This window comes from Fundidesulfovibrio magnetotacticus (genome assembly GCF_013019105.1).
Taxonomy (GTDB): Bacteria; Desulfobacterota; Desulfovibrionia; order Desulfovibrionales; family Desulfovibrionaceae; genus Fundidesulfovibrio; species Fundidesulfovibrio magnetotacticus.
Genome location: NZ_BLTE01000001.1, coordinates 471,266 through 494,892 on the forward strand (window position 1 = coordinate 471,266; position 23,627 = coordinate 494,892).

At 69.3% G+C, this 23,627-nt stretch carries 17 protein-coding genes; 4 read left to right on the top strand and 13 right to left on the bottom strand.

The genetic code is table 11. From position 1 onward, the window contains the following. Entirely contained in the window at nucleotides 1-1,203 is a 1,203-nt protein-coding gene (locus NNJEOMEG_RS02180) for a hypothetical protein (protein ID WP_173080833.1), read from the top strand. Nucleotides 1,204-1,367: 164 nt separating this feature from the next. On the opposite strand, the gene gap is transcribed toward NNJEOMEG_RS02180, so the two are convergent. The 10 genes from gap to NNJEOMEG_RS02230 form a co-directional block, all read right to left on the bottom strand. Beyond that, nucleotides 1,368-2,384 (bottom strand): type I glyceraldehyde-3-phosphate dehydrogenase, encoded by a 1,017-nt coding sequence (gene gap, locus NNJEOMEG_RS02185; protein WP_173080835.1) that lies wholly within the window; start codon nucleotides 2,382-2,384, stop codon nucleotides 1,368-1,370. An 11-nt stretch (nucleotides 2,385-2,395) separates the two neighbouring features. Continuing rightward, on the bottom strand, nucleotides 2,396-2,959 hold the full coding sequence (locus tag NNJEOMEG_RS02190; protein WP_173080837.1) for a GAF domain-containing protein: 564 nt from the start codon (nucleotides 2,957-2,959) through the stop codon (nucleotides 2,396-2,398). Nucleotides 2,960-3,491: 532 nt separating this feature from the next. Further along, nucleotides 3,492-4,565: a 3-isopropylmalate dehydrogenase gene (gene leuB, locus NNJEOMEG_RS02195; RefSeq protein ID WP_173080839.1), complete on the bottom strand. Its 1,074-nt coding sequence runs from the start codon at nucleotides 4,563-4,565 to the stop codon at nucleotides 3,492-3,494. Between the two features lie 60 nt (nucleotides 4,566-4,625). Beyond that, entirely contained in the window at nucleotides 4,626-5,117 is a 492-nt protein-coding gene (locus NNJEOMEG_RS02200; RefSeq protein WP_173080841.1) for a 3-isopropylmalate dehydratase small subunit, read from the bottom strand. Between the two features lie 215 nt (nucleotides 5,118-5,332). After that, on the bottom strand, nucleotides 5,333-6,592 hold the full coding sequence (gene leuC, locus NNJEOMEG_RS02205; RefSeq protein WP_173080843.1) for a 3-isopropylmalate dehydratase large subunit: 1,260 nt from the start codon (nucleotides 6,590-6,592) through the stop codon (nucleotides 5,333-5,335). Then, nucleotides 6,577-8,112, bottom strand: coding sequence for a 2-isopropylmalate synthase (locus NNJEOMEG_RS02210; protein ID WP_173080844.1), 1,536 nt, complete (start codon nucleotides 8,110-8,112; stop codon nucleotides 6,577-6,579). The genes leuC and NNJEOMEG_RS02210 overlap by 16 nt, the downstream gene beginning before the upstream one ends. Nucleotides 8,113-8,225: 113 nt before the next feature. Then, nucleotides 8,226-8,987, bottom strand: a complete 762-nt coding sequence (gene pssA, locus NNJEOMEG_RS02215; protein ID WP_173080845.1) for a CDP-diacylglycerol--serine O-phosphatidyltransferase — start codon at nucleotides 8,985-8,987, stop codon at nucleotides 8,226-8,228. 139 nt (nucleotides 8,988-9,126) lie between these two features. Further along, nucleotides 9,127-9,570 (bottom strand): PH domain-containing protein, encoded by a 444-nt coding sequence (locus tag NNJEOMEG_RS02220; protein WP_217270462.1) that lies wholly within the window; start codon nucleotides 9,568-9,570, stop codon nucleotides 9,127-9,129. A gap of 148 nt (nucleotides 9,571-9,718) precedes the next feature. Then, nucleotides 9,719-10,360, bottom strand: a complete 642-nt coding sequence (locus NNJEOMEG_RS02225) for a phosphatidylserine decarboxylase family protein (RefSeq protein WP_173080847.1) — start codon at nucleotides 10,358-10,360, stop codon at nucleotides 9,719-9,721. A gap of 28 nt (nucleotides 10,361-10,388) precedes the next feature. Beyond that, nucleotides 10,389-11,009, bottom strand: coding sequence for an HAD family hydrolase (locus NNJEOMEG_RS02230; RefSeq protein WP_173080848.1), 621 nt, complete (start codon nucleotides 11,007-11,009; stop codon nucleotides 10,389-10,391). A gap of 77 nt (nucleotides 11,010-11,086) precedes the next feature. Here NNJEOMEG_RS02230 and NNJEOMEG_RS02235 point away from each other — a divergent pair, with 77 nt between their 5' ends. Continuing rightward, nucleotides 11,087-12,241 (top strand): ATP-binding protein, encoded by a 1,155-nt coding sequence (locus tag NNJEOMEG_RS02235; RefSeq protein WP_173080849.1) that lies wholly within the window; start codon nucleotides 11,087-11,089, stop codon nucleotides 12,239-12,241. 96 nt (nucleotides 12,242-12,337) lie between these two features. Here NNJEOMEG_RS02235 and glpK read toward each other — a convergent pair whose 3' ends face one another. Beyond that, a complete protein-coding gene (gene glpK / locus NNJEOMEG_RS02240; RefSeq protein WP_173080851.1) occupies nucleotides 12,338-13,831 on the bottom strand; it encodes a glycerol kinase GlpK in 1,494 nt (497 codons plus the stop codon). 137 nt (nucleotides 13,832-13,968) lie between these two features. Here glpK and NNJEOMEG_RS02245 point away from each other — a divergent pair, with 137 nt between their 5' ends. Then, the gene (locus tag NNJEOMEG_RS02245) at nucleotides 13,969-14,958 is read left to right on the top strand and encodes a YbgA family protein (protein ID WP_173080853.1); all 990 of its coding nucleotides are present in this window, start codon (nucleotides 13,969-13,971) and stop codon (nucleotides 14,956-14,958) included. A 423-nt stretch (nucleotides 14,959-15,381) separates the two neighbouring features. On the opposite strand, the gene NNJEOMEG_RS02250 is transcribed toward NNJEOMEG_RS02245, so the two are convergent. Then, a complete protein-coding gene (locus NNJEOMEG_RS02250; protein WP_173080855.1) occupies nucleotides 15,382-18,183 on the bottom strand; it encodes a M16 family metallopeptidase in 2,802 nt (933 codons plus the stop codon). Nucleotides 18,184-18,344: 161 nt separating this feature from the next. Between NNJEOMEG_RS02250 and NNJEOMEG_RS02255 the strand changes: the two genes are divergently transcribed. Next, on the top strand, nucleotides 18,345-20,651 hold the full coding sequence (locus NNJEOMEG_RS02255) for a PAS domain-containing sensor histidine kinase (RefSeq protein WP_173080857.1): 2,307 nt from the start codon (nucleotides 18,345-18,347) through the stop codon (nucleotides 20,649-20,651). 58 nt (nucleotides 20,652-20,709) lie between these two features. Here the strand turns inward: NNJEOMEG_RS02255 and NNJEOMEG_RS02260 are convergent, their stop codons facing one another. After that, nucleotides 20,710-23,334: a TIGR03960 family B12-binding radical SAM protein gene (locus tag NNJEOMEG_RS02260; protein WP_173080859.1), complete on the bottom strand. Its 2,625-nt coding sequence runs from the start codon at nucleotides 23,332-23,334 to the stop codon at nucleotides 20,710-20,712. Nucleotides 23,335-23,627 lie beyond the last annotated feature (293 nt).

Sequence of the window (23,627 nt, forward strand, 5' to 3'; positions counted from 1 at the left end):
ATGAGCCGGTCCGCCAGACGGATCCTCGCCGTCTTGTGCCTTTCGTGCTGCCTCGCCGCCTGCAAGTCCGCCAGCAAGAGCGCCCACGAGCTGGCGGACCAGGCCCTCTACCAGCCCATCGCCTACGCCAACGCCTCCGTGCCGGGACCGGCCGTGGTGGTGCTCCCCGGGACCATGCAAGGCGCCACGGCAGCCTTCCGCCAGCGCGTGGACTCCGGGAACCTGGCCGACGCGGGCGAAATGGAAATGTCCAAGGCCGGTTTCACCGTGCTCGACCGCGCCAACCTGGACGAGATCGTCCAGGAGATCGGCCTGGCCGCCAACCTGGGCGACGCCAAGGCCCTCAAGGTGTTCCGCAAGGGCAAGTTCGCCCAGGCCCGCTTCCTGGTGCGCTTCGACGTGGCCAAGGCCGAGCGCCTGGACATCCAGCGCAAGGACTTCGACGGCACGCTCCTGGGCATCCTGGTGGGGGGCGTGGTGGCGGGGGTCACCCAGGACTCCGGGGTGGGCACTGCCGCAGGAACGGCCGTGGCCTCCATCAAGTCCGGCGACGAGAAGAGCACCTGGAAGGCCGGGCTGCGCTACACCGTCATCGACGCCGACACGGGCCAGCAGGTGGCCGCAGGGCTCATGGAGGACACCTTCGTGGTGCACAGCCAGCTCAAGGGCTTCCTGGGCTCCACCGAGGAGACGCGCACGGGCCTGACCATGGACACAATGGCCATCCGCCTGGTGCAGATGGCCGTGTCCGAGATCGACGCGCGGCACAAGGAGGCCCTGAACCAGGCCCCCGCGCCAGCGCCAGCCAAGGACCGCGTGGACGAGGCGGCCGTGCGCAAGCAGTACGACGCCATCAAGGAGCAGCAGCGCAAGGAGCGCGAGGAGGCCGCACGGCTCGCCCGCTTCGACGGCACCTACATCGGGGAGTTCGCCGGGGGCACCAAGGGCAAGGTGCGTCTCACCGTGGACGGAAAGGGCGTGGAGGGCGAGGTGTCCAACACCGACGGCCTGCACGGCCGCTTCATCGGCACGCTGGACCAGCAAACGGGCACGTTCGACTCCGAACTGAACGGCAAGATCGCGTTCATCACGTTCAAGGGCTCCGTCTCCGGGACGCTCTCCGAGGACGGCACGGCCCAGGGGGCATGGCGCGCCTCGGGCTGGGGCACGGAACAGGGCGCCTGGGCCGCCAAGCGGCAGTAGCCCCGCGCCCCCCCGGAAACGCATGCGGCCGGAGGCGCAAGCCTCCGGCCGCTTCAATCGCTTCGCTGGGGGCCCCGTGCGCAACGCCGCACGGGACGGCGTACATGCGGGAACGGAGGCCTGCGCCTCCGGCCGCTCGGCCTTTCCTTCAACCCGGGCGGACGCTAGAGCCCCTTGCCCGCCATGTAGGTGATCAAATCGCCCACGCGGCAGGAGTAGCCCCATTCGTTGTCATACCAGGCCACCAGCTTGGCCAGCACGCCGTCCTGGACCATGGTGAACTCCGCCTCCACCACGCCGGAACGGGGGTCGCCCTTGAAGTCCGAAGAGACCAGGGGCTCCTCGCAATAGCCCATGATGCCCTTGAGAGGCCCCTCGGCCGCCGCCTTGAGCGTGGCGCGCAGCGTTTCGGTGTCCGTGGGCTTCTCCAGCACGGCCGCGAAGTCCACCACGGAGACGGCCGGGGTGGGCACGCGCAGGGAATAGCCGCTGAAGCGGCCCTTGAGCTCCGGGATCACCAGGGCCACGGCCTTGGCCGCGCCCGTGGACGTGGGGATGATGTTGCAGGCCGCCGCGCGCGCCCGGCGCAGGTCCTTGTGGGGCAGGTCCAGGATGCGCTGGTCGTTGGTGTAGGAGTGGATGGTGCACATCACGCCGGAGCGGATGCCGAAGGCCGCGTGCACCACCTTGGCCACGGGGGCCAGGCAGTTGGTGGTGCAGGAGGCGTTGGAGAGGATGTGGTGCTTCGCGGGGTCGTAGCGGTCCTCGTTGACGCCCATGACGATGGTGATGTCCTCGTCCTTGGCGGGCGCGGAAATGATCACCTTCTTCGCGCCGGACTCCATGTGCATGGCCGCCTGGGGGCCGGTGCGGAAGATGCCCGTGGATTCCACCACCACGTCCACGCCATGCCTGGCCCAGGGGATGTTCTTGGGGTCGCGTTCCTTGGTGCAGGTCACGCGCCAGGAGCCCACCACCATGTCGTCGCCGTCCGTGGAGACGGGGATGGGGCAGCGCCCGTAGTTGGTGTCGTAGGCGAGCAGGTGGGCGTTGGTGTGGGTGTCGAAGAGGTCGTTGACGGCCACCACCTCGATGCGCTCGCCGTGCTGCTCGTACATGGCCTTGAGCACCTGGCGGCCGATGCGTCCGAATCCGTTGATGCCGACCTTGATCTTTTGCATGGGGCGCCTCGCTAGTCCTCGAAGGTTTGGTATTGGAAGGCGGTCAGCAACTCGTAGTCGGACTTGAGCGCCTGGTGCAGCCGCGCGTTCTCGATGGCGATGGCCGAGAGGTTGGCCATGATGGAAAGGAACTCCACCTCGGACTCGCAGAAATCCCGCTTCGCCCCGGTGTAGACGCGCATGACGCCGATGATCTTCTCCTCCACCCGCAGGGGCACAACGAGCACCGAAACCAGCCCCTCGGCCTTGGCGGCCTCCTGGTACTGGAAGCGTTCGTCGTTGGCGGCGTCGGCCACGTACACGGAGTCTCCGGCCAGGGCGAACTTGTCGAGCCTGCTCTTGGCCACCTCCACCTTGCCCTTGCGCAGGTAGCCCTTGGAGAGCCCGAAAGACGCTCCGGGAAGAAGGTTCAGCCCCGCGCGGTCCAACAGGCGCAGGGAGCAGGCCTTCACGTTCAGCGCTTTCGCGGTCTGTTCCGCGATGCGCCCGAGAAGCTCCATGGGCTCCAGGCTCGAATTGATGACCTTGATGGCCTCGTAGAGGGTTCTATAGTAGTTGCGTTCGCAGTCGGACATGGGTCTCTCCTTGATGGATCGGGCTTTCCGGCATCTTGAGGCGCAAAGGTGATTGGTTGTCCACTCGGACCGCGCCCCGGAACGACGCCGGGGCGTTGCAACATGATCCGCCGCGCATTGTCTCCCGCGAAAGGAGGCTTTGCTGTGCCAGGACCGGCATACAACACGCCCTGACACGAAAGGAACAAGCGGTCAAACGGAAAGCACCGATGGGAACGCCGCAGGGTTGCCGCGCGCGTCGATGGGCTGGGGCCTCCCGCGGCCAGGGCTCCGCCCTGGACCCGCTGGAGAGGGCGCTGCCCTCTCCAGACCTCACCCGCCAGTGGGGAGCCCCCTCTGGACCCGGCGGTTGCTTCGCGACGGCGGGAGGTGCTGCCGGGCAGTGCGGCAAGGGCGACAGGAAAGTGACTGCCCTTGTCCAGGTGACCGCCGCGCGGCGGCCAAGCGGCAACGTGTGAAGAGGCTATAACGAAAAGAAACCCCTCACGGCCGGGCCGGGAGGGGTTTCGGGAGAGCGCGGGGCCGTGAGGGCCTAGAGGCGTTCGGCCACCAGGTCGCCCATCTTGGCGCAGCCCACCTGGGTCTTGCCCGGCTCCATGATGTCGCCGGTGCGGTAGCCCTCCTGGAGGATGGCGGACACGGCGTCCTCGATCACCTGGGCCTCCTGGACCATGGCGAACTGGTAGCGCAGCATCATGGCCACGGAGAGGATGGTGGCCAGGGGGTTGGCCAGGTCCTTGCCCGCGATGTCCGGGGCCGAGCCGTGGATGGGCTCGTAGAGTCCGGGGCCGGAAGCGCCCAGCGAGGCCGAAGGCAGCATGCCGATGGAGCCGGTGATCACCGCCGCCTCGTCGGAGAGGATGTCGCCGAAGAGGTTTTCGGTGACGATGGTGTCGAACTGCCCGGGGTTGCGCACCAGCTGCATGGCGGCGTTGTCCACGTACATGTGGGTGAGTTCAACGTCGGGGTAGTCCTTGGCCACTTCCAGCACCACCTCGCGCCAGAGCTGGGACACGTCGAGCACGTTGGCCTTGTCCACCGAGCAGAGCTTCTTGCCGCGCTTGCGGGCGGTCTCGAAGCCCACCTTGGCGATGCGGCGAATCTCGGACTCGGAATAGATCATGTTGTTGTAGGCCACGCGCTCGCCGTCGCGCACTTCCTGGCCCTTGGGCGTGCCGAAATAGGCCCCGCCGGTGAGCTCGCGGATCACCATCACGTCCAGGCCCTGGCCCACGATGTCCGGGCGCAGGCAGCAGGCGTCCTTGAGCTCGGGGAAGAGCTTGGCGGGGCGCAGGTTGGCGAAGAGCCCCAACTCCTTGCGGATGGCCAGGAGCCCGCGCTCGGGCCGGATGGACTTCTCGATGGCGTCCCACTTGGGGCCGCCCACCGCGCCCAGCAGCACGGCGTCGGCCTGCTTGCAGGCGTCCACGGTCTCTTGGGGCAGGGGGGTGTTGCAGGCGTCGATGGCCGCGCCGCCGATCAGGTGGTAGCTGGTCTTGAACTGATGGCCGAAGCGCTCCCCGATCTTTTTCAGGGTCTTCTCGGCCTGGGCCATGATCTCGGGGCCGATGCCGTCCCCGGGCAGAATGACGATGTTCTTGGTCATGAGCGTCTCATAAGCCGCTTGAGCGCCCGGGTCCGGGCGCGCGGCGTCTTGGCCGGGCGTTTACGCCTCCAGCCGGTCCTTCACGTAGTGCACCAGGCCGCCCTTGGAGAGGATCTCCTGCATGAAGGGGGGCACGGGGGCCGTCTTGATCGCCTCGCCGGTGGTGAGGTTCTTGATCTCGCCCTTCTCGGCGTCCACTTCCAGCTGGTCGCCGTCGTTGATCTTGGCCGCGTCGTCGCCCACTTCCAGGAGCACCAGGCCCATGTTGAAGCCGTTGCGGTAGAAGATGCGGGCGAAGCTGTGGGCCACCACCACGGGGATGCCCGCGCCGAGGAGCGCAAGGGGCGCGTGCTCGCGCGAACTGCCGCAGCCGAAGTTCTCACCGGCCACCATGATGTCGCCCTTGCTCACCCGCTTCACCCAGCCGGCCTCCAGGCCCTCCATGCAGTTGGCCCCCAGCTCGGCCGTGTCCGTGGTCACCAGGAACCGGGCCGGGATGATGGCGTCCGTATCGATGTGTGCGCCTACCTTGTGCGCGCGTCCTTTGTACATGATGCTTCTCCTTGGCGGGGGCTCCGCCCCCGCACCCCCGCCAGGGCGCTGCCCTGGACCCGCCAGGGGGATGATCCCCCTGGACCCTCAACGGGGGGTTCGGTTCGCCGTCGGCCTCGCGGGCAGACCCGCGAAGCCCACTAAAGTTTTTTGGAAGGGGGGTCCGGGGGGAAACCTTTTGTTCACAAAAGGTTTCCCCCCGGTTCTCCTCCCTCCTACACCGACTCGGGGTGGACGATCTCGCCCGCGATGGCGGACGCGGCGGCCACGGCCGGGTTGGAGAGGTACACTTCGGACTCCAGGGAGCCCATGCGGCCCTTGAAGTTGCGGTTGGTGGTGGCGATGGAGCGTTCCCCGGCGGCCAGGATGCCCATGTGTCCGCCCAGGCAGGGGCCGCAGGTGGGGGGGCCCACGATGCAACCGGAATCCATGAAGATCTCCAGCAGGCCTTCCTTGAGGGCCTGCTTCCAGATCCTGGGGGTGGCGGGCAGCACGATGCAGCGCACGTGATTGGCCACCTTGCGTCCCTTGAGCACCTGGGCGGCCTCGCGCATGTCCTCGATGCGCCCGTTGGTGCAGGAGCCGATGACGGACTGGTCGAGGCGGATGCCCTTGCACTCGGCGACGGGCTTCACGTTGTCGGGCAGGTGGGGGCAGGCCACGCGGGGAGTCATGGCGGAGCAGTCGATGGTAAGGGTCTGCTCGTAGAAAGCGCCTTCGTCGGCGTGGATTTCCTTGTCGCCGGAGCGTCCTGCGGCCTTGGCGTAGGCCAGGGTCTTGGCGTCGGCGGGAAAGAGCCCGGCCTTGCCTCCGGCCTCGATGGCCATGTTGGCCATGGTCAGGCGCTGTTCCACTGAGAGCCCGGCCAGGGCGGCGCCGCCGAATTCCAGGGCCTTGTAGAGCGCGCCGGAGACGCCGATGCGCCCGATCACTTCCAGGATGAGGTCCTTGCCGCCCACCCAGGGGGCCAGGGTCCCTTCCAGGAGCACGCGGATGGTGGGGGGCACCTTGAACCACGTCTCGCCCAGGACCATGGCCCCGGCGATGTCGGTGGAGCCCATGCCCGTGGCGAACGCGCCCAGGCCGCCGTAGGTGCAGGTGTGGGAGTCCGCGCCCACCACCACGTCGCCGGGGCCGACCAGGCCCATTTCGGGCAGCAGGGCGTGTTCCACGCCGCAGTCGCCGCCTTCGTAGTAGTGGGTGATGTTCTTCTCGCGGGCGAACTCGCGCACCACCTTGACCTGCTCGGCGGAGTCGATGTCCTTGTTGGGCGTGAAGTGGTCGCAGACGAGGGCGATCTTGTCCTTGTCGAAGACCTTGTCCGCGCCCATGCGCCGGAAGCTCTTGATGGCCAGCGGCGCGGTGATGTCGTTGGCCAGGACGAGGTCCACCCGGCAGCGGACGATCTGTCCGTCCTGGGTGATGGTCTCGTCGGTGCGGCCCTGCAGTATTTTCTGGGCTAAAGTCTGGCGCATTCCCTTTCCTCCTCCTTTTTGGCCAACCGGTTGAGAGCGTTCACGAAGGCCTTGGCGCTGGCCACGATCACGTCGGGATCGGAGCCGCGGCCCACGGACTTGTGCCCGCCCTCTTCCAGGCGCACGGTCACCTCGCCTTGGGCGTCCGTGCCGCTGGTGACGGCGTTGACCGCGTACTGCTTGAGCACCGGGTTGCGTCCCGTGAGTTGGCTGATGGTGTTGAACACGGCGTCCACCGGGCCGACGCCGAAATGAGAGAGCTTTTCCTCGCGGCCCTCGATCTCCATGACCACGGCGGCCACGGGCGAGACGCCCATGTTGCCCGAGAGCACGGAGAGCTTCTTCAGCCGGTACCTGTCCGGCAGGCGGTAGATCTCCTCCAGGACCAGGGCCTCCACGTCCTCGGAGAAGATGTTCTTCTTTTTGTCGGCCAGGTTCTTCACGGCCTCGGTCATCTGGGTGACCTGCTCCTCGGTGAGGGAGAAGCCCAGCTCCTCCAGGCGCGACTTCACGGCGTTGCGGCCCGAGTGCTTGCCCAGCACCAGCTCGGTGCCCGCGCGGCCCACGGACTTGGGCGTCATGATCTCGTAGGTCTCGGGACACTTGAGCACGCCCGCCTGATGGATGCCGGACTCGTGGGCGAAGGCGTTGGCCCCGATGATGGGCTTGTAGGGCGGGATGGGCTGGCCGATGATCATGGAAAGCAGGCGCGACGAGGGGTAGAGCTGCTCGGTCTTGATGCCGGTTTCCAGGTTGTAGAGGCAGGCGCGGGTCTTGAGGGCCATGGTCACCTCTTCGAGGGAGGCGTTGCCCGCGCGCTCGCCGATGCCGCAGAGGGTCACCTCGGCCTGGCGCGCGCCAGCGGCCAGGGCGGCCAGGGTGTTGGCGGTGGCCAGGCCCAGGTCGTTGTGGCAGTGCACGCTGAAAACGGCCTTGGAGGCGTTGGGCACGCGCTCCAGGAGGAAGCGGATGAGGTCGTGGAACTCCTGGGGCTGGGCGTAGCCCACGGTGTCGGGGATGTTGATGGTGGTGGCCCCGCGCGCGATGGCCAGCTCCACGGCCGTGGCCAGGAAGTCCCGCTCGGAGCGGGAGGCGTCCTCGCAGGAGAACTCCACGTCCCGGGTGAGCGAGGAGGCCAGGGAGACGGCTGCCTCGATCATCCCCAGCACCTGTTGGGGCTCCTTGCCGAGCTTGTGCTTCATGTGCAGGGGGGAGGTGGCCAGAAAGGTGTGGATGCGCGGATGTTTGGCTTCCTTGATGGCCTCGTGGCAGCGCCGGATGTCGGATTCGAGGGCGCGGCACAGGCCCGCCACGCGCACGTCGCGCACGGCCTTGGCGATGGCGCGCACGGCCTGGAAGTCCCCCTCGCTGGCGGCCGGGAAGCCGGCCTCGATCACGTCCACCCCCAGGTGTTCCAGCTGCTGGGCGAGCCGGACCTTCTCTTCCTGGTTCATGGTCGCGCCGGGAGACTGCTCGCCGTCGCGCAGGGTGGTGTCGAAAATGACGACACGCTCTGACATGGTGTTCCTCCGCAGGGAATGCAATGCGGTGAGATCGGTGGCCGGAGACGGCTTGTTAGCCCAAGTCGCTTCCGGTTGACAATTGCCTTTTTTGGCAGAAAGAGGGGGTAATGTTAGGATGAGAGCTCTTCGGAGGGCTCTCGTAGCGAGGAACGGCGGGGCAGGATCACGTAGGTGTAGAAGATCCCGGAGAGAATGTACCCCGCGAAAATCACGAAGCCCAGGAGCTTGGGCTGGGAGGCCACCAGCACGAAGAGCAGGATGGCCGTGACCATCATCGAGAAGGGATGGGCCTTGATGAGCCCGTATTCCTTGAAGGAGGCGTAGCGCACGCGGCTGACCATGAGGAAGGAGAGCACGTAGACCATGCCCAGGCAGACCTTGGGCATCCAGGCCTGCATGGCGGGCGGCAGGTACTGGGCGAAGAGGTAGAACGTGGCCACGGTGCAGGCCTGGGCAGGAATGGGCAGGCCCACGAAGAACTTCTTGTTGGAGGTCTTGGTGATCACGTTGAAGCGCGCCAGCCGGAGCGCCCCGCAGGCCACCAGGAGGAAGGAGGCCATGAGGCCCAGGTGGCCGAAGCGCGAAAGCTCCCACTGGTAGACCATGATGGCCGGGGTGACGCCGAAGGCCACGAGGTCGCACAGGGAGTCGTACTGGACGCCGAAATCGGAGCTGGTGCCGGTGAGGCGGGCCACCTTGCCGTCGAGCCCGTCGAAGACGCAGCTGACCAGGATGGCCACGGAGCACAACTCGAACTGCCCGGAGATGGCCCACAGGATGCCCATGAACCCCGAGAACAGGCTCGCGGTGGTGAGCAGGTTCGGGAGGATGTACACCCCTCTGGCGGGCGGCTTGCGGGCGGGTTCTTCCATGGCGTCCTGGGCCGGAGCGCGGCCTGGGGAGATGCTAGCGCTTTTCGGGCGAAGGTCAAGGGGTATTGTCGCCCCCCGGTCTGGCGGCCCGCCGACAGCATGCCCTCCGGCCGCGGGAACCTCCCTGCGCAGCGGGCCGCTAGATGCGGTCCACTTCTTCCTGCACCCGCCGCCGGAAGGCCAGGGGGTCCGCGATGCGGTGGAAGGGCTCGCGCGTGCCGCCCGTGCCGCTGACCACGATGGTGCCGTAACCCAGGATGCGCCCCAGGATGCCCTGGTCCACCTGGATGCCCTCCACCTTCTTCAGCAGCACCTCGAAGGAGGTGCGGCGGATGAAGCCCACCTTCACCAGCACGCGCTTGTCGGTGAGCGCGAACTCCGAGGTGGCGTAGCGGATGTAGGCACCCAGCCCCGTGAACGCCGCCAGCGCCAGCGCGGCCAGCCCCGCCGCCCGGGCCTCCTGCACGGGGCCGGTGAAGAGCGCGGCCGCAAGGGCCAGCCACAGGCCAGGCCAGGCGAAGACGACCCAATGCACATTGGCGCGGTAGACGATGCTCTCACCGGCCAGGAGATTCTTCTCCACGTATCCCAAGCTGCCTCCCCCGGCGTGCGGCCGCATCGCCGTTCATGCCATAGCGTCAATGGAACCGGACTGCCAACCCAAGAGGGACATCCCCTGTATCGCGACGTCGCGCAAGCATCCCCCCGCGTTCTGTCCCGCCCGTGCGAGGCTACGCCTTTTTGGCGATCACCGTCTGCCCGGCCGCCGTGCGCGCGCCCTTCTCCACCGCGGGCTCCCAGCCCTCGGGCAGGTACACGTCCACGCGCGAGCCGAACTTGATCATGCCGTAGCGCTGGCCGCGCTTCAGGTGGTCGCCCGTTTCGGCCCAGGGGATGATGCGCCGCGCGATGAGCCCGGCGATCTGCACCATGGTCCAGCGGTCGCCGGATTCGTCGGCCAGCTGCACGCCCAGGCGCTCGTTGTCCTCGGAGGCCTTGTCGAAGCTCGCGTTGATGAACTTGCCCTCCCAGTAGCGCATGGCGCTCACGCGCCCGGCCACGCAGGCCCTGTTCACGTGCACGTTGAACACGTTCATGAAGATGCACACCACCGTGCGCTCCTCGCCGCTCAGGGGGTCCGCGGCGCGGGTCACCTTGATCACGCGGCCGTCGGCCGGGGCCACGGCCACGCCCGGGTCGGCGGGGACGAAGCGCTCGGGGTCGCGGAAAAAGTTCAGCAGCAGCGCCAGGACCGCCAGGCCCAGCACGGCGGGCACGGCCCAGCCCAGCAGGGCGAAGACCAGGGTGGCCGATCCGGCCAGGAGAATGGAGGGCCAGCCCTCGGGCGTGAGCGATACGGAAGGTTTGCGCATGATCGTCGTGATCCTTTGATGGTCTTGTTCAGTCCAGGAGCCCGGGGCAGTAGGCCGCAAGCTCGCGCTCGAAGCCCGGCTGGTCCACGTAGAGGATGGCCCCCATGCCCAGGGCGCGGGCGCGCTCCACGTTGCCGGGATTGTCGTCCACGAAGAGCGTCCGGCCCGGCTCCGCGCCAAGGCGCTCCAGGGCCAGCAGGAAATAGGCGGGCTCCTGCTTGGTCATGCCGTGCCGCCAGCTGTTGAACACGGCGTCGAAATGCCGGGAGAAGCCCTGAGCGGCGTCCAGGCGCTCCAGCCAGTCGGTCTGGTCGGAGAGCACGGCCGCCGTGCGCCCCTGGGCGCGGAAGCGGTCTGCCAGCTCCAGCATGCGCGGGCGCACCACGAAGCGCGAGAGGATGTCCTCGCGCCAGCGGGCCTCGTCGCCATCGAGCCCGGAGCGCTCCTTGAAGAGCCTCCAGAAATCGGCCTCACCGGCGCGGCCGGTCACGTAGCCCGAGTCCCATACGGCGCGCAGGCCTTCGCGCCAGAGGTGGGCCTCGTCGCGCTCCAGTTCGCGCGCCAGGGCGCGAAGCCCCAGCGCGAAGCCCTCTTCGGCCACCACGCCGCCATAGTCCAGCAGAAGCCAACGGATACGGCACTCGCCCATGTCGTCTTTCCCATCTCCACGAAATACGGTAAGCCAGCGTCAGTAGCCTCTTCCACCCGTCAACGCAAGGAGACCCCATGGCCTTTCTCCCCCCGCCGCAGGACCGGCTGCGCCAGTTCCGCGAACTCCTGGGCCTCTCCGACACGCCCGAGGCCAACCCCCTCACGCGGTGGGCCGACATCTTCCTGCCGCGCACCGCCGAACTGGCGGACAAGGTGGAGGGCTTCGTGCGCTCCCGCGCCCAGTTGCGCATCATCCTGGAAAACCAGCCCACCGGCAAGCTCAACGCCAACTGGCGCAGCTGGTTCGGCATCCTTTTCACCTCCGGGGTGGGCGAGGACTTCATGGCCCACGTCTGGAAGAGCGGCCAGGCCCACGTGATCCACAACATCGATCACCGCTACGTCACCCTGGCCTACAACATCGCCCGGGCCTTCCTGCACGAGATCGCCGTCACGGCCCTGCCCCTGGAGGAGCGCACCACCGCCCTCACCGCCCTGGACCGCGCCGTGGACTTCTCCATGCTCGTGGAGACCGACGCCTTCGTCACCTACGCCACCCAGTGCGAGCTGGAGGTGATCCAGGGCATCTCCCACCAGGTGCGCAACCCCGTCTCCGTGATCGGCGGCGCGGCCCGCAAGCTCCTGCGCCTGCACCCGGAGGACGGGCCGGAGCGCGAGGCAGCCGGGACCATCCTCGCCGAGGCCCAGCGCCTGGAGCGCATGGCCAAAAACGTGAACGCCTACATGGACATCACCACCCAGCAGGCCTCGTTCCGCCGCGCGGAACTGGACGCCGTGCTGGACCGCGCCCTGGAAAAGCTCGCCGCCGCCAGCACCCTGCCCCTGGCGCCCCTCGCGCGAGAGATCGACCCCGCCGCCGCCGTGCTCTCGGGCGACCCCATGGAACTCTGCGTGCTCTTCGCCTGCCTGCTGGACAACGCCTTCCAGTACGCCGACCGCCACGACCCGCGCGTGGCCGTGAAAGCCTACCCCGCCCAGGCCCAGGGCGGTTTCGCCACCGTCGTCATCACCAACAACGGCATCCGCTTCGACCAGTCCAAGACGGGCCAGGCCTTCAGCCCCTTCCACTCCACCCAGCCCACGGCCACGGGCTTCGGGCTGCCCATGGCCCGCGTGATCGCCAGCAAGTACTTCGGCAACGTCACCCTGGCCCCCCTGGAGGACGAGGGCACGCGCTGCGTGGTCACCCTGCCCCTTTTCGCGGGCTGAGCGCGCGCGGCTCCCGCAAACCCCGCAACGGGGCTTGTCGGACGCCGAGGCCCCTCGCGGGAGGCGGCCCCCGTCATCAGCCCGCGCGCGTCCGGGCTACTCCCTGGCCCAGCCCTTGGCCCGTTCCACGGCGCGCCGCCATTCGCCCACCAGGGCGTCGCGCCCGGCCCGGGACATGGCGGGCTCGAAGCGCCTGTCGAGCCGCCACAGAGATTCCAACTCTTCAAGATCGCTCCAGAAGCCCACGGCCAGCCCGGCCAGGAAGGCCGCGCCCAGGGCCGTGGTCTCCGTCACGCGGGGGCGCTCCACCGGCGCGCCCAGCACGTCGGCCTGAAGCTGCATGAGCAGGTTGTTGCGGCTCGCGCCGCCGTCCACACGCAGCGCGTGCAGCGTTACGCCCGCGTCCTTCTCCATGCATTCCATGATGTCCAGGGTCTGCAGGGCGATGGACTCCAGGGCGGCGCGCGCCACGTGGGCCTTGGTGGCCCCGCGCGTGAGCCCGACCATGGCCCCCCGGGCGTACTGGTCCCAGTGGGGCGCGCCCAGCCCCGCGAAGGCGGGGACAAGCACCACGCCGCCGTTGTCCGGCACGGAGAGCGCCAGCTCCTCCACCTCGCGGGCCTCCCGGAGGATGCCCAGGCCGTCGCGCAGCCACTGCACCACCGCGCCCGCCATGAACACGCTGCCCTCCAGGGCGTAGGAGCGCCCCCCGGAGAGAGACCATGCCGTGGTGGTGAGCAGGTTGTTCCCGCTGCGCCGGGCGTTGTCGCCGGTGTTGAGCAGCATGAAGCAGCCCGTGCCGTAGGTGTTCTTGGCCATGCCCGCCCGGAGACAGGCGTTGCCGAACGTGGCGGCCTGCTGGTCCCCGGCCATGCCCGCGATGGGCAGGGGCCTGCCCAGGAACTCCGGGTGCGCCTCGCCCACCACCTCGGAGGAACGCGCCACCCGGGGCAGCATGGAGGCGGGCACGCCCAGGATGTCCAGCAGCTCCTCGTCCCACGCGCCCGCGCGGATGTCGAAGAGCAGCGTCCGGCTGGCGTTGGACTCGTCCGTGACGTGCGCCGCCCCCTTGGTCAGGTTCCAGACGAGCCAGGAGTCCACCGTGCCGAAGGCCAGCCCGCCCTCTTGCGCCCTGGCCCTGGCCCCGGGCACGTTGTCCAGGATCCAGCGGACCTTGGTCCCCGAGAAGTAGGCGTCGAGCACCAGGCCCGTCTTGTCCCGGAACACCCCGTCGAGCCCGCGCGCCTTGAGCTCGTCGCAGAACCCAGCCGTGCGCCTGTCCTGCCAGACGATGGCGTTGTGCACGGGCGCGCCGGTCGCCCTGTCCCAGACCACGGTGGTCTCGCGCTGGTTGGTTATGCCCAGGGCGGCCACCTCCCCGGCCCCCACACCGGCCTGGCGCAGGCACTCGGCCATCACCCAGGCCTGGGTGTCGAAAAGCTCGTAGGGATTGTGCTCCACCCGGCCGGGCTGCGGGTAGATCTGGGTGAACTCCCTGGCCGTGATCTGGCGGATGTCCCCCTCGCGGTTGAAGAGGATGGCCCGGGAACTGGTGGTGCCCTGGTCGAGTGCGAGGACGTATTCGCTCATGCGGCTCCTCCTGCTGGATCGGCGGCGCGACGCCGCCCGCGCAGTGAGCCACGAAATCGGCTTCGCCGCAACCTTTCTCCCGCTTTGGCGCTCCCGACGTTCGACATCGCGCCCCGACGGCGCTAGAGTGCCCGGTCATGAAGACCACCAACTCCACTCCCGCTCCCGCCGCCGTCCGCGCCGAGGCCCCCATGCGCCTGGGCGTCAGCTCCTGCCTGCTGGGCAACCCCGTGCGCTTCGACGGCGGCCACAAGCACGACCGCTGGATCACCGGCGAACTGGGACGCTACGTGGAATTCGTGCCCGTGTGCCCCGAGGTGGAGGCGGGCTTCGGCACGCCCCGCGAGGCCATGCGCTTGGTGGGAGACCCCGCCGCGCCCCGGCTCGTGACCATCCGCTCCGGACGCGACCTCACGGAGACCATGCGCGCCTGGGCCGCGCGCCGCGTGGAGGAACTGGCCGGGGAAAACCTCTGCGGCTTCGTCTTCAAGAGCCGCTCGCCCTCCTCCGGCATGGCGCGGGTGAAGGTCTACCCGGAAAAGGGAGGCATGCCCGCGCACACAGGCGTCGGCCTCTTCGCCAGGGCCTTCATGGAACGCTTCCCCCTGATTCCCGTGGAGGAGGAAGGCCGCCTGAGCGACCCCAGGCTGCGCGAAAACTTCATCGAACGCCTCTTCGTGCTGCGCGCCTGGCGCGACACCCTGGCCCGCGGCGCGGACACCGCAGCCCTGATCGACTTCCACGCCCGCCACAAGCTCCTGGCCATGGCCCACTCCCCCGCCCTGGCCAAGGACATGGGACGGCTCGTGGCCCAGGCCGCCTCCCTGCCCGACGCCCCCGACCGCTACGAAGCCATGCTCCTGGCCGCCATGGCCAAACCCGCCACCGTGGCCCGCCACGTGAACGTGCTCCAGCACATGGCCGGATACTTCCGCAAAACCACCACCCAGGACGAACGACAGGAACTGGCGGAAGTCATCGAGGACTACCGCCGGGGCCTCACGCCCCTCATCGTCCCCGTCACCCTCATCAACCACCACGTGCGCCGCCACGGCGTGGAATACCTCGCCCGCCAGACCTACCTGCGCCCGCACCCCCTGGAACTCAAGCTGCGCAACTACTACTAGCGGCCGCTCGCCCGCGTGGCGGCGCGAAGGCGTGGGCTGTCGGAGAATATGCCTCCGGCGGCCAAAGGGCTGCGCCCTTTGGAATCCCTTTCCGCTTCGCGACGGCGTGCGATCCGGCAGGGATGAGCGCTGCTTTGAGCGCGTTCCCGGCGGGTGTCTGCTGCTGTGCGGGCGTTCCGGCCCTGTGTGCCCCTGCGCGCGACCTCTCGCCGGACCGATTGGAAGACGATCCGCCGAGAGGTGCGCGCGCAGGGGCACACAGGGCCGGGACACGACGGCATACCCGGTGAAGCCCGCGAAGCAATTGCCGGGTCCAGGGGGGGCTCCCCCCTGGCGGGAGAGGTCTGGAGAGGGCAGCGCCCTCTCCAGGGTGCAGGGCGGAGCCCTGCCTGGCTTCGTCCTGGCCGCGCGGCCCCTGCGACCTCAGGGTTCGATGACCAGCAGGCGGGCTTTCTCCGGGTCGAGCACCTGGGCGGCGAGTTTGCGCACGTCTTCGGGACCCAGTTGGCGCGCCTTGGCGAGCAGTTCGCGCTCGTAGTCGAGCGGCAGTCCGAAGGCCAGGTTTCCGGCGGCTTCGTGGCTGCGGCTGGAGAGGCTTTGGCGGTCCTGGTAGTAGTCTCCTTCCAGGGAGTTCATGGCGCGTTGCAGCAGTTCGAGGGGCAGGGGTTGCGCGGCGATGTCGCGTGCGATGCGGTCGAAGCCGTCGAGGGCCTGCTGGCGTTTCTCCGGGGTGGTGCCGATGTAGAAGGCCAGGAAGCCGGTCTCCTGGGCCTGCCAGAGGAAGGCGGTGACGGAGTAGCCCAGGCCCTGGTTGTCGCGCAGGTCCTTGAAGAGCAGCCCGCCCTGCCCGGCCAGGGCGGTCTTGAGCAGTTCCAGGGCCGGGGAGTCGGGGCTGGTTCTGCCGGGCACGGGGTAGACGCGCAGGATGTGCGTCTGGTTGCGTCCCGGGAGGTTGAGCGCGAGCTGTTTTTCGCCGGTCCAGGCGGGCTGGGTAAAGCCGGGGGCGGCGGTGGCGGGGGTGGCGCCAATTCGTTGGGCCAGTTCGAGGATTTCCTGGCGGTCGAAGACGCCGCAGACGGCCATGGTCCAGGGCAGCGCGCGCTGGGCCTCCCAGTAGGCGCGGGCGTCTTCCGGGGTGAAGGCGGCCACGGCCTCGGGGGTTCCCGCGCGCAGGTAGCCGTAGTGGCTCCCCGGGTAGAGGTAGGGGAAGAGGTGGCGGAAGGCCAGGCTCATGGGGCGGTCCTGGGCCTGAGCGATCTGGGCGAGCTGGAGTTTGGCGGCGCGTTCGATCTCGTCCGGCGCGAAGGCGGGTTCCAGAATGGCTTCCGCCAGGATTTCCAGCACGTCCTTGGAGAAGCGCGCGGGGTAGCTGGCGCTCACTGTGAAGCCGTCGCGGCCGGAGGTGGCGGCGAGGCTGGCGGCGCGGTCGGCCAGGTCGTCTTCCAGCTGGTGGGTGGAGCGTTTGAGGGTGGAGCGCGTGAGGGCCTTGGCCGTGAGTTCGCCCAGACCCTGCTGCCCGGGCGTGAGCAGGGCGTCTCCGCCGCGCCAGGAGAGGGCCACGGAGGCGTAGGGCATGGTGGGGTCGGGCAGGAGCACGAGGGTGCGGCCCTGCCCCAGTTCGATCACCTCGACGCCTGTCGACTTGGCGTCGGGGTCCTTGGCGGCGGCCGGGGCGGGCTTGGGCCAGGCGGCGGCCAGGGCTGCGACGAAGCGTTGGGCCGCTTCGCGGGCCTCGCCCTGGTCCTTTCCGGGCAGGAGCAGCGAGAGGCTGGCGTTGGCGGGGTTGAGGTAGGTGTCGATGAGTCCCTGGAGTTCGGCGGGATCGGTGTTGCGCACGGCGTAGACGGCGTTGGCCTCGCCGGGGTCTCCGAAGCCGAAGAAGTGGTAGTAGGCGAGCTTGCTGGCAAGGCCGGAGAGGGTTTCGCGGGCGCGCAGGAGGGAATCCTCGATGCCCAGGCGGGCGCGGTCCATTTCCTCCGCCGTGAAGTCGGAGGCCTTCAGGGCGGCCAGCTCGGTCACGAGGGCCCGCCAGAATTCGGGGAGCTTGGCGGGGTCCAGGGTGGCGTCCACGGAGAGCATGCCGCCGCGCTCCAGGGTGATGGCCCCCACGCTCACGGAGTCGGCGAGCTGGAGGTCGTAGACGAGCTTGCGGTGCAGCCGCGACGTGCGCCCGCCGCCCAGGATGTCGCAGAGCACTTCCAGTGGGCCGTCCTTGGCGGAGTGCATGCCGGGCACGGCGAAGCTCAGGCGCAGGCTGGCTTTGCGCAGGTCCAAGGCGGCGGCGTTGGAGGTGGGTCCTGCGGCGTTGGGGGGCATGTCGGCGGTGGGGGGCGGGAGGGCGTCGCGGTCGTTGGCCTGCGTTCCGAAGAGCCGGGCGGCCTCGCTGTAGGCCTCGCGGGCGTCCACGTCGCCCACCACCACCAGGAGCATGGACTGGGGCTGGTAGAGGCGGCGCACATAGGCGCGCAGGCTCTCGGGCGTGGCGGCCTGGACGGTTTCGCGCGTGCCGATGATGGGATGGGCGTAGCCCATGCCCTTCCAGACCTGTGCCTGGCTCATCTGGAAAAGGCGCTGGCCGGGTTCGTCCTGTCCCCGCTCCAGTTCGGCGATCACCACCTTCTTTTCCTGTTCCAGTTCCTCGGGGTTGAAGGCGGCGTTCCAGACCATGTCCTGGAGCACGTCCAGGCCCATCTTCCAGGCGGCGGCCGGGAGGTTGGCCATGTACTGGGTGTAGTCGAAACTGGTGGCGGCGTTGGCGTCGCCCCCGGCGGCTTCGATGTCCCGGGCCGCGCCGCCCTTGGGGCGCTTGCCGGTGGAGTTGAAGGCCATGTGTTCGAGGAGGTGGCTCAGGCCTTCCTGGCCGGGGGTTTCGTAGGCGGACCCGGCGCGCACGTAGAGGCGCTGGGCCACCAGGGGGAAGCGGTGGTCCTCCTGGATGAGCACGGTGAGCCCGTTGGGCAGTTTGGCCAGGATGCGGCCGTCGACCACGGGGGGGATGTCCGGGGCCGCAAGCGCCGGGACGGGCGCGGCGTCCGCCTGTGCGGCGGGAGGCGAGGCTGGGGCTTCGGCCGGGACCAGAGAGGCCGGAGCCTGGGGGGCGGGAGCGGGCGCGGCCTGCTCCTGCGGCGGCGTGGTCGCCGGTGTCCGCTGGAGCCGGTCGTGGAGCACGAAACCTGCGGCCACGGCGACCGCCACGAAAAGCACGACGAAGAGCCTGCGCATCATGGGAACTCCCTGGGGGGACGGGTAGCGGCGCATTGCCGCCCCATCCCCATACCCCAAAGCCGCCCGCGCCGCCAGGGAATCGACGGATCGATGGTCCCTTCCGCGCCCGGCCTTGATCATTTTCCGCTCGTCGCGTAGCCTAGTAAGACTTGGAGTCGTCCGTGGCGAATCCATCTCAACCGGGCCGGGCCATGCTGCGTTACAAGCCGCCGCTTTCGCGACTGATCAGCCTCACGCTGTTCTCCGTGGTCACCACGGTGCTCGTGTCCGTGGGCGCGGCGGACTACCTCGCCCAGCGCAACACGCACCTGCGCGGGCTGCGCGAATCGGTGGAGTCCACGGCGCGCCAGCTGGCCTCGGCCCTGGCCCTGCCCATCTGGAACTTCCAGGAGGACCTCACCCGAAAGATCGTGGACAACGCCCTGCAGGACCGGGCCGTGGTCGCGGTGGCGGTGCACGATTCGGTCACCGGGAGCGCGGTGGTGGTGCGACGCCGCGACGCCCAGGGCGAGCTGCGGGACGCCTCCGGAGACGAACCGCCCCTGGGCGAGATACACGTTTTCCAGCCCATCACCTACAACGGGCGCCTCATCGGCAGCGTGGACGTCCACGCCACGGACACCCACGTGATCGAGACGTTGCGCGGGCTCATGCTCAAGATGCTCCTGGGCATCGTGCTCATGAACCTGCTCGTGGTGGGTCTTTTGCACATCGTGCTGGACCGGCTGGTGGTGCGCCCGCTCAAGGCCGTGGAGAACTACGCCGCGCACGTGAGCTCCAGCGAGGACGCCGACGCCCTGCCGCCCGTTGGCGCGCTGCCGCGCGAGGTGGAAAGCCTCTCGAGCTCCATCGTGGTGATGGTGCGCAAGCTGCGCGAGCGCTATGAGGCCCTGGCCGCCTCCCGGCATGGACTGGCCGAGGCCGAAAGCCGCTACCGCGACCTCTACGAGAACGCCCTGGCGGGCATCTTCCGTTCCCTGCCCGACGGACGCCTCATCTCGGCCAACTCGGCCATGGCACGCATCCTGGGCTACGAGTCGCCCGACGACCTGGTGGCCTCCATCACCGACCTGGGCTCCCAAATGTACCTGCGCGCCTGCGACCGCGACCGGCTCCTGAACGCCGTGGCCCGGCTGGGCCAGGTCTCCAACTTCCGTTTCCCCTTCCGCCGCGCCGACGGCGACGTGCGCCAGGGCCTGATCCACGTGCGCGCCGCCCAGGACGGGCACGGCCGGTTCCTGCACTACGACGGCATCCTGGAGGACATCACCGAGCGCACCCGCGCCGAGGAGCGCCTGCTGGCAGCGCACGCCTTCATCCAGAACATCCTGGACTCCATGCCCTCGGTGGTGATCGGCGTGGACGAGGCGCTGCACGTCACCCACTGCAACAAGGGCGCGCTGGCCGCCACGGGCCTGCCCGCCGAGTCCCTGCTGGGCAGGCGCTTCGATGAGGTTCTGCCGCGCCTGGGAGCGCACCTGGAGGCCGTGCGCACCGCCATGCGCGAGAACAAGCCCGTCTCCCTGGACAGCCAGGCCTACGAACACGATGGCGAACAGCGCCAGGAAGACGTGCTGGTGTTCCCCGCCTCCACCGGCTCAACGCCCGGCGCGGTGATCCGCCTCGACGACGTGACAGCCAAGACGCGCATGGAAAAGCTCATCCTCCAAACCGAGAAGATGATGTCCCTGGGCGGTCTGGCGGCGGGCATGGCCCACGAGATCAACAACCCCCTGGCAGGGGTGCTCCAGGGCGTGCAGAACATCTCCCGACGCCTCTCGCCGGACCTTCCGGCCAACCAGGCGGCCGCCCGGAAGGCCGGGTGCCCCCTGGAGGCCGTGCGGCGCTACGTGGAAGACAGGGAAATCCTCGATTTCCTGACGGGCATCCGGGAATCAGGCGAGCGCGCGGCGCGCATCGTGGCCAACATGCTCTCCTTCACCCGGCGCGCCCAGGAGCAGTCCACCCCCGTGAACCTGACGGAACTGCTGGACCGCAGCTTGGAACTGGCCTCCACCGACTACGACCTCAAGCGCAAATTCGACTTCAAGCAGGTGGAGATCGTGCGCGACTACGCCCCCGGCGTGCCTCCCACGCCCTGCTCGCCCATGGAGATCGAGCAGGTGGTGGTGAACCTGTTGCGCAACGCGGCCCAGGCGATCTTCGCCCACCCCCCGGCGGACGGACAACCGCGCATCCGCCTGGGACTTCGCCGCGAGGGCGGCCACGCCGTCATCGAAGTGGAGGACAACGGCCCCGGTATCGACCCGGCCAACCTGCGCAAGGTGTTCGAACCCTTCTTCACCACCAAGCCCCCCGGAGAAGGCACTGGGCTCGGGCTCTCGGTCTCCTACTTCATCGTCACGCGCAACCACGGCGGCACCATCCGCGTGGAGAACGCCGAGAAGGGCGGAGCGCGTTTCGTCATCGCCCTGCCGCTGGCCAGGGAAACCGCCTGCCTTGACTGAAGCCCCCCGGGACCGCGCGCCCAGCTCCCCGCGGGATCCGGCAGCCTCCTGGCGCGCGTCAGCCCCGGGACAGGGGGGCGTCCGGCCCCTCGAAGATCTGGCGCACCTTGGTGAGCGAGAAGTCCTTGAGCGAGAGCCCCTCGTTCACCGCGCACACCAGCTTGAGGGGGCTCGCGTAGCGGTTGTCGCGCCAGGAGAAGACGATGGACAGTTCCGCGTCCTGACGCTCGGTGAGACCCGTCACCAGGGGGCGGATGTCCATGGTGCGCGCGCCGCGCTTGGTCACGCTGTACCAGGGGAAGTGTCCGGCAGCCAGGAAGTCCCGCCACTGGGCCACGCGCGTTGCCCGCTCCGCCTCGGGCAGGTGGTAGGCCAGACGGAATTCCTCGGCCACGGGCTGGGCCACCTTCTTGCCCATGCCCAGCGGATCGGTCCGCAGGATCTTGAGTCCCTCGGGCAGCGCGGCCCCGAGCTTTTCCGACACGGCGCCTGGCAGCGCGGGCTCACGCAGGAAGAGCGCGAACCACTCCTCCCGGCTCTCCACGCCCACGGGCAGGGCCCAGCCGAAGGTGATCATGGGCATGGGGTGGAACCCCGCCGAGAACGACGGCTTGAGCCCCGAGCGCCTGAGCGCGCGCTCCAGCACGCTGGCCAGCTCCAGCTGGCTCAGGTATGCCGCCGGGCCGGTCTTGGAGAACCACACGCGGTAGTGGGCCGCGCGCCGCGTGAGCTCCTCGCGCGCCTGGGGCCTGGGGGAGGCCGCGTTCCCGCCGCCCTCCTGCGCACCCGCGGACGCATCCGGGGCGTCCTCCCGGGGCTCTCCGGCAGGTTCCTCGCGGGATTGCTCCATGGAAGCCTTCCACTCGGGCTCGCCCCGGTTGAGCCTTGGGCGCACGCCCGAGGCGTCCTGCTCGTCGCCGCAGAGGGATGGGCAGGCCCCGCAGCGCACGCAGTCGCCGTAGCGGCAGTCCGGCGTGGCCTTTTCCGCCAGGGCGCGCTCGCGCTCGCCCAGCAGGTGACGCCGGGTGACGCCGCAGCCCAGGTGGTCCCACGGCAGGGGGGCGTCCAGGGGGCGGGCGTCCAGGTAAGCGCCCGCGTCGATGCCGCATTCCCGGAAGGCCTGTTCCCAGGGGTCCAGGTCCAGGTGCTCCACCCAGCTGGAGAAGGTCGCGCCCAGGGCGTAGGCGCGCTCCACGGCCGGGGCCAGCTCGCGCCCGCCCCGGGAGAACACGCCCTCAAGCCAGCTCATGCGCGGCTCGTGCCATTTTATGGAGATGCGCTTGTAGGGCGCGATGCGCGCCTTGATGAGCCCCAGGCGGCGCTCGGTCTCCTCGCGCCCGATCTGGGCCTCCCACTGGAAGGGCGTGTGGGCCTTGGGCACGAAGGTGGAGACGGCCACCGTCACCTGGAGGCGCTTGGCCCCGCGCGGGGCGCGGCCGAGCACCTTCACGGCCAGGTCGGCCAGGGCTTCCAGGTCCTCGTCGGTCTCGGTGGGCAGGCCGATCATGAAATAGAGTTTCACCGACTGCCACCCGGCCGCGAAGAGCCGTTCGGCGTGCGCCAGGATGTCTTCCTCGGTGATGCCCTTGTTGATCACGCGGCGCAGGCGCTCGCTGCCCGCCTCGGGGGCCACCGTGGCGCCGGTGCGCCGCAGCTTCGCCATGAGCCCCAGCATGCGCGGCGAGAGCGTGCCCGCGCGCAGGGAGGGCAGGCTGATGGCCACCTGGTCGGCCAGGCAGCGCTGGGCCGACTGCTCGAAGAGGCTCTCCAGGGCCGAGAAATCCCCCGTGGAGAGCGAAAGGAAGGACAATTCCTCGTAGCCGGAGGCCGCCAGCCCTTCCCCGGCGATGCGCCCGAGTTCCGGCAGGCTGCGCTCGCGCACGGGGCGGTAGATCATGCCCGCCTGGCAGAAACGGCAGCCGCGCGTGCAGCCCCGGGCGATCTCCAGGCTCATGCGGTCGTGCACGGCCTGGCCGCAGGACACGGCGGGCAGCAGCGGGAACGGGGCCTGGTCCAGGTCGGCCACCACGGCCTTCTCCACGCGCCCGTAGCCCTCCACTAGGGGCTTGGAGCCCTCGAAGAACGCGGGCACGTAGACGCCCCGGACGGCGCGCAGCGCGTGCAGGAGGCCCAGGCGGTCCAGCCCCTGCTCCCTGGCCCGGCCGATGGCTTCCAGCACCTCGGGCAGTGCCTCCTCGCCGTCGCCCAGGACCATGGCGTCCACGAAGGGGGCCAGGGGCTCGGCGTTGAAGGCGCAGCCGCCGCCCGCCAGGATCAGCGGATGCTCCGCCCCGCGCTGGTCCGCGCGCAGGGGGATGCCCGCGAGGTCCAGCATGTAGAGCACGTTGGTGTAGCACAGCTCGTGCGTGATGTGGAACGCCACGGCGTCCAGCTCCGCCAGGGGCGTGTCGGACTCCAGGGTGCACAGGGGCTCGGCGTGCTCGCGCAGCACCTGTGCCGCCTCCCGCGAGGGGGCGTAGACGCGCTCGGCCCAGAGGCGCGGGCGGCGGTTCACGGCCTCGGAGAGGATCTTCTGGCCCAGGTAGCTCATGCCCACCTCGTACATGTCGGGGAAGGCGAGGGCCACGCGGACCGAGACGGAGGCAGGGTCCTTGCGGACCGCGCCCCACTCGGCCCCGGCGAAATGGCTGGGCTTGGGGAGAAGGCGCAGGATGCGTCGCATGATGGATGGTCGCCGGGAAGGCCCGGCCTTGGTTGAGAGGGTTGGCGTCCCGGGAGCGGACGATCGGCGCGATGGTGGGCCGGACGGCGCCCGGCACGGAGCTGAACTCCCCGGCGCGACGCGCTCTCCGGCGGGTTGCCGCGCGCGGGAACCCGCCGGAGAGCGCTGGGGCCATCCGGTCGACGGACGGGGAAAACAAGTCCGGAGATTCCCGTCTCGGGGCGTTGCGGCGGCCAAGGCCGCATCAAAAACACCCCCGGGCCGGACGCCCAAAAAAGCTGGGGAACGCTGCG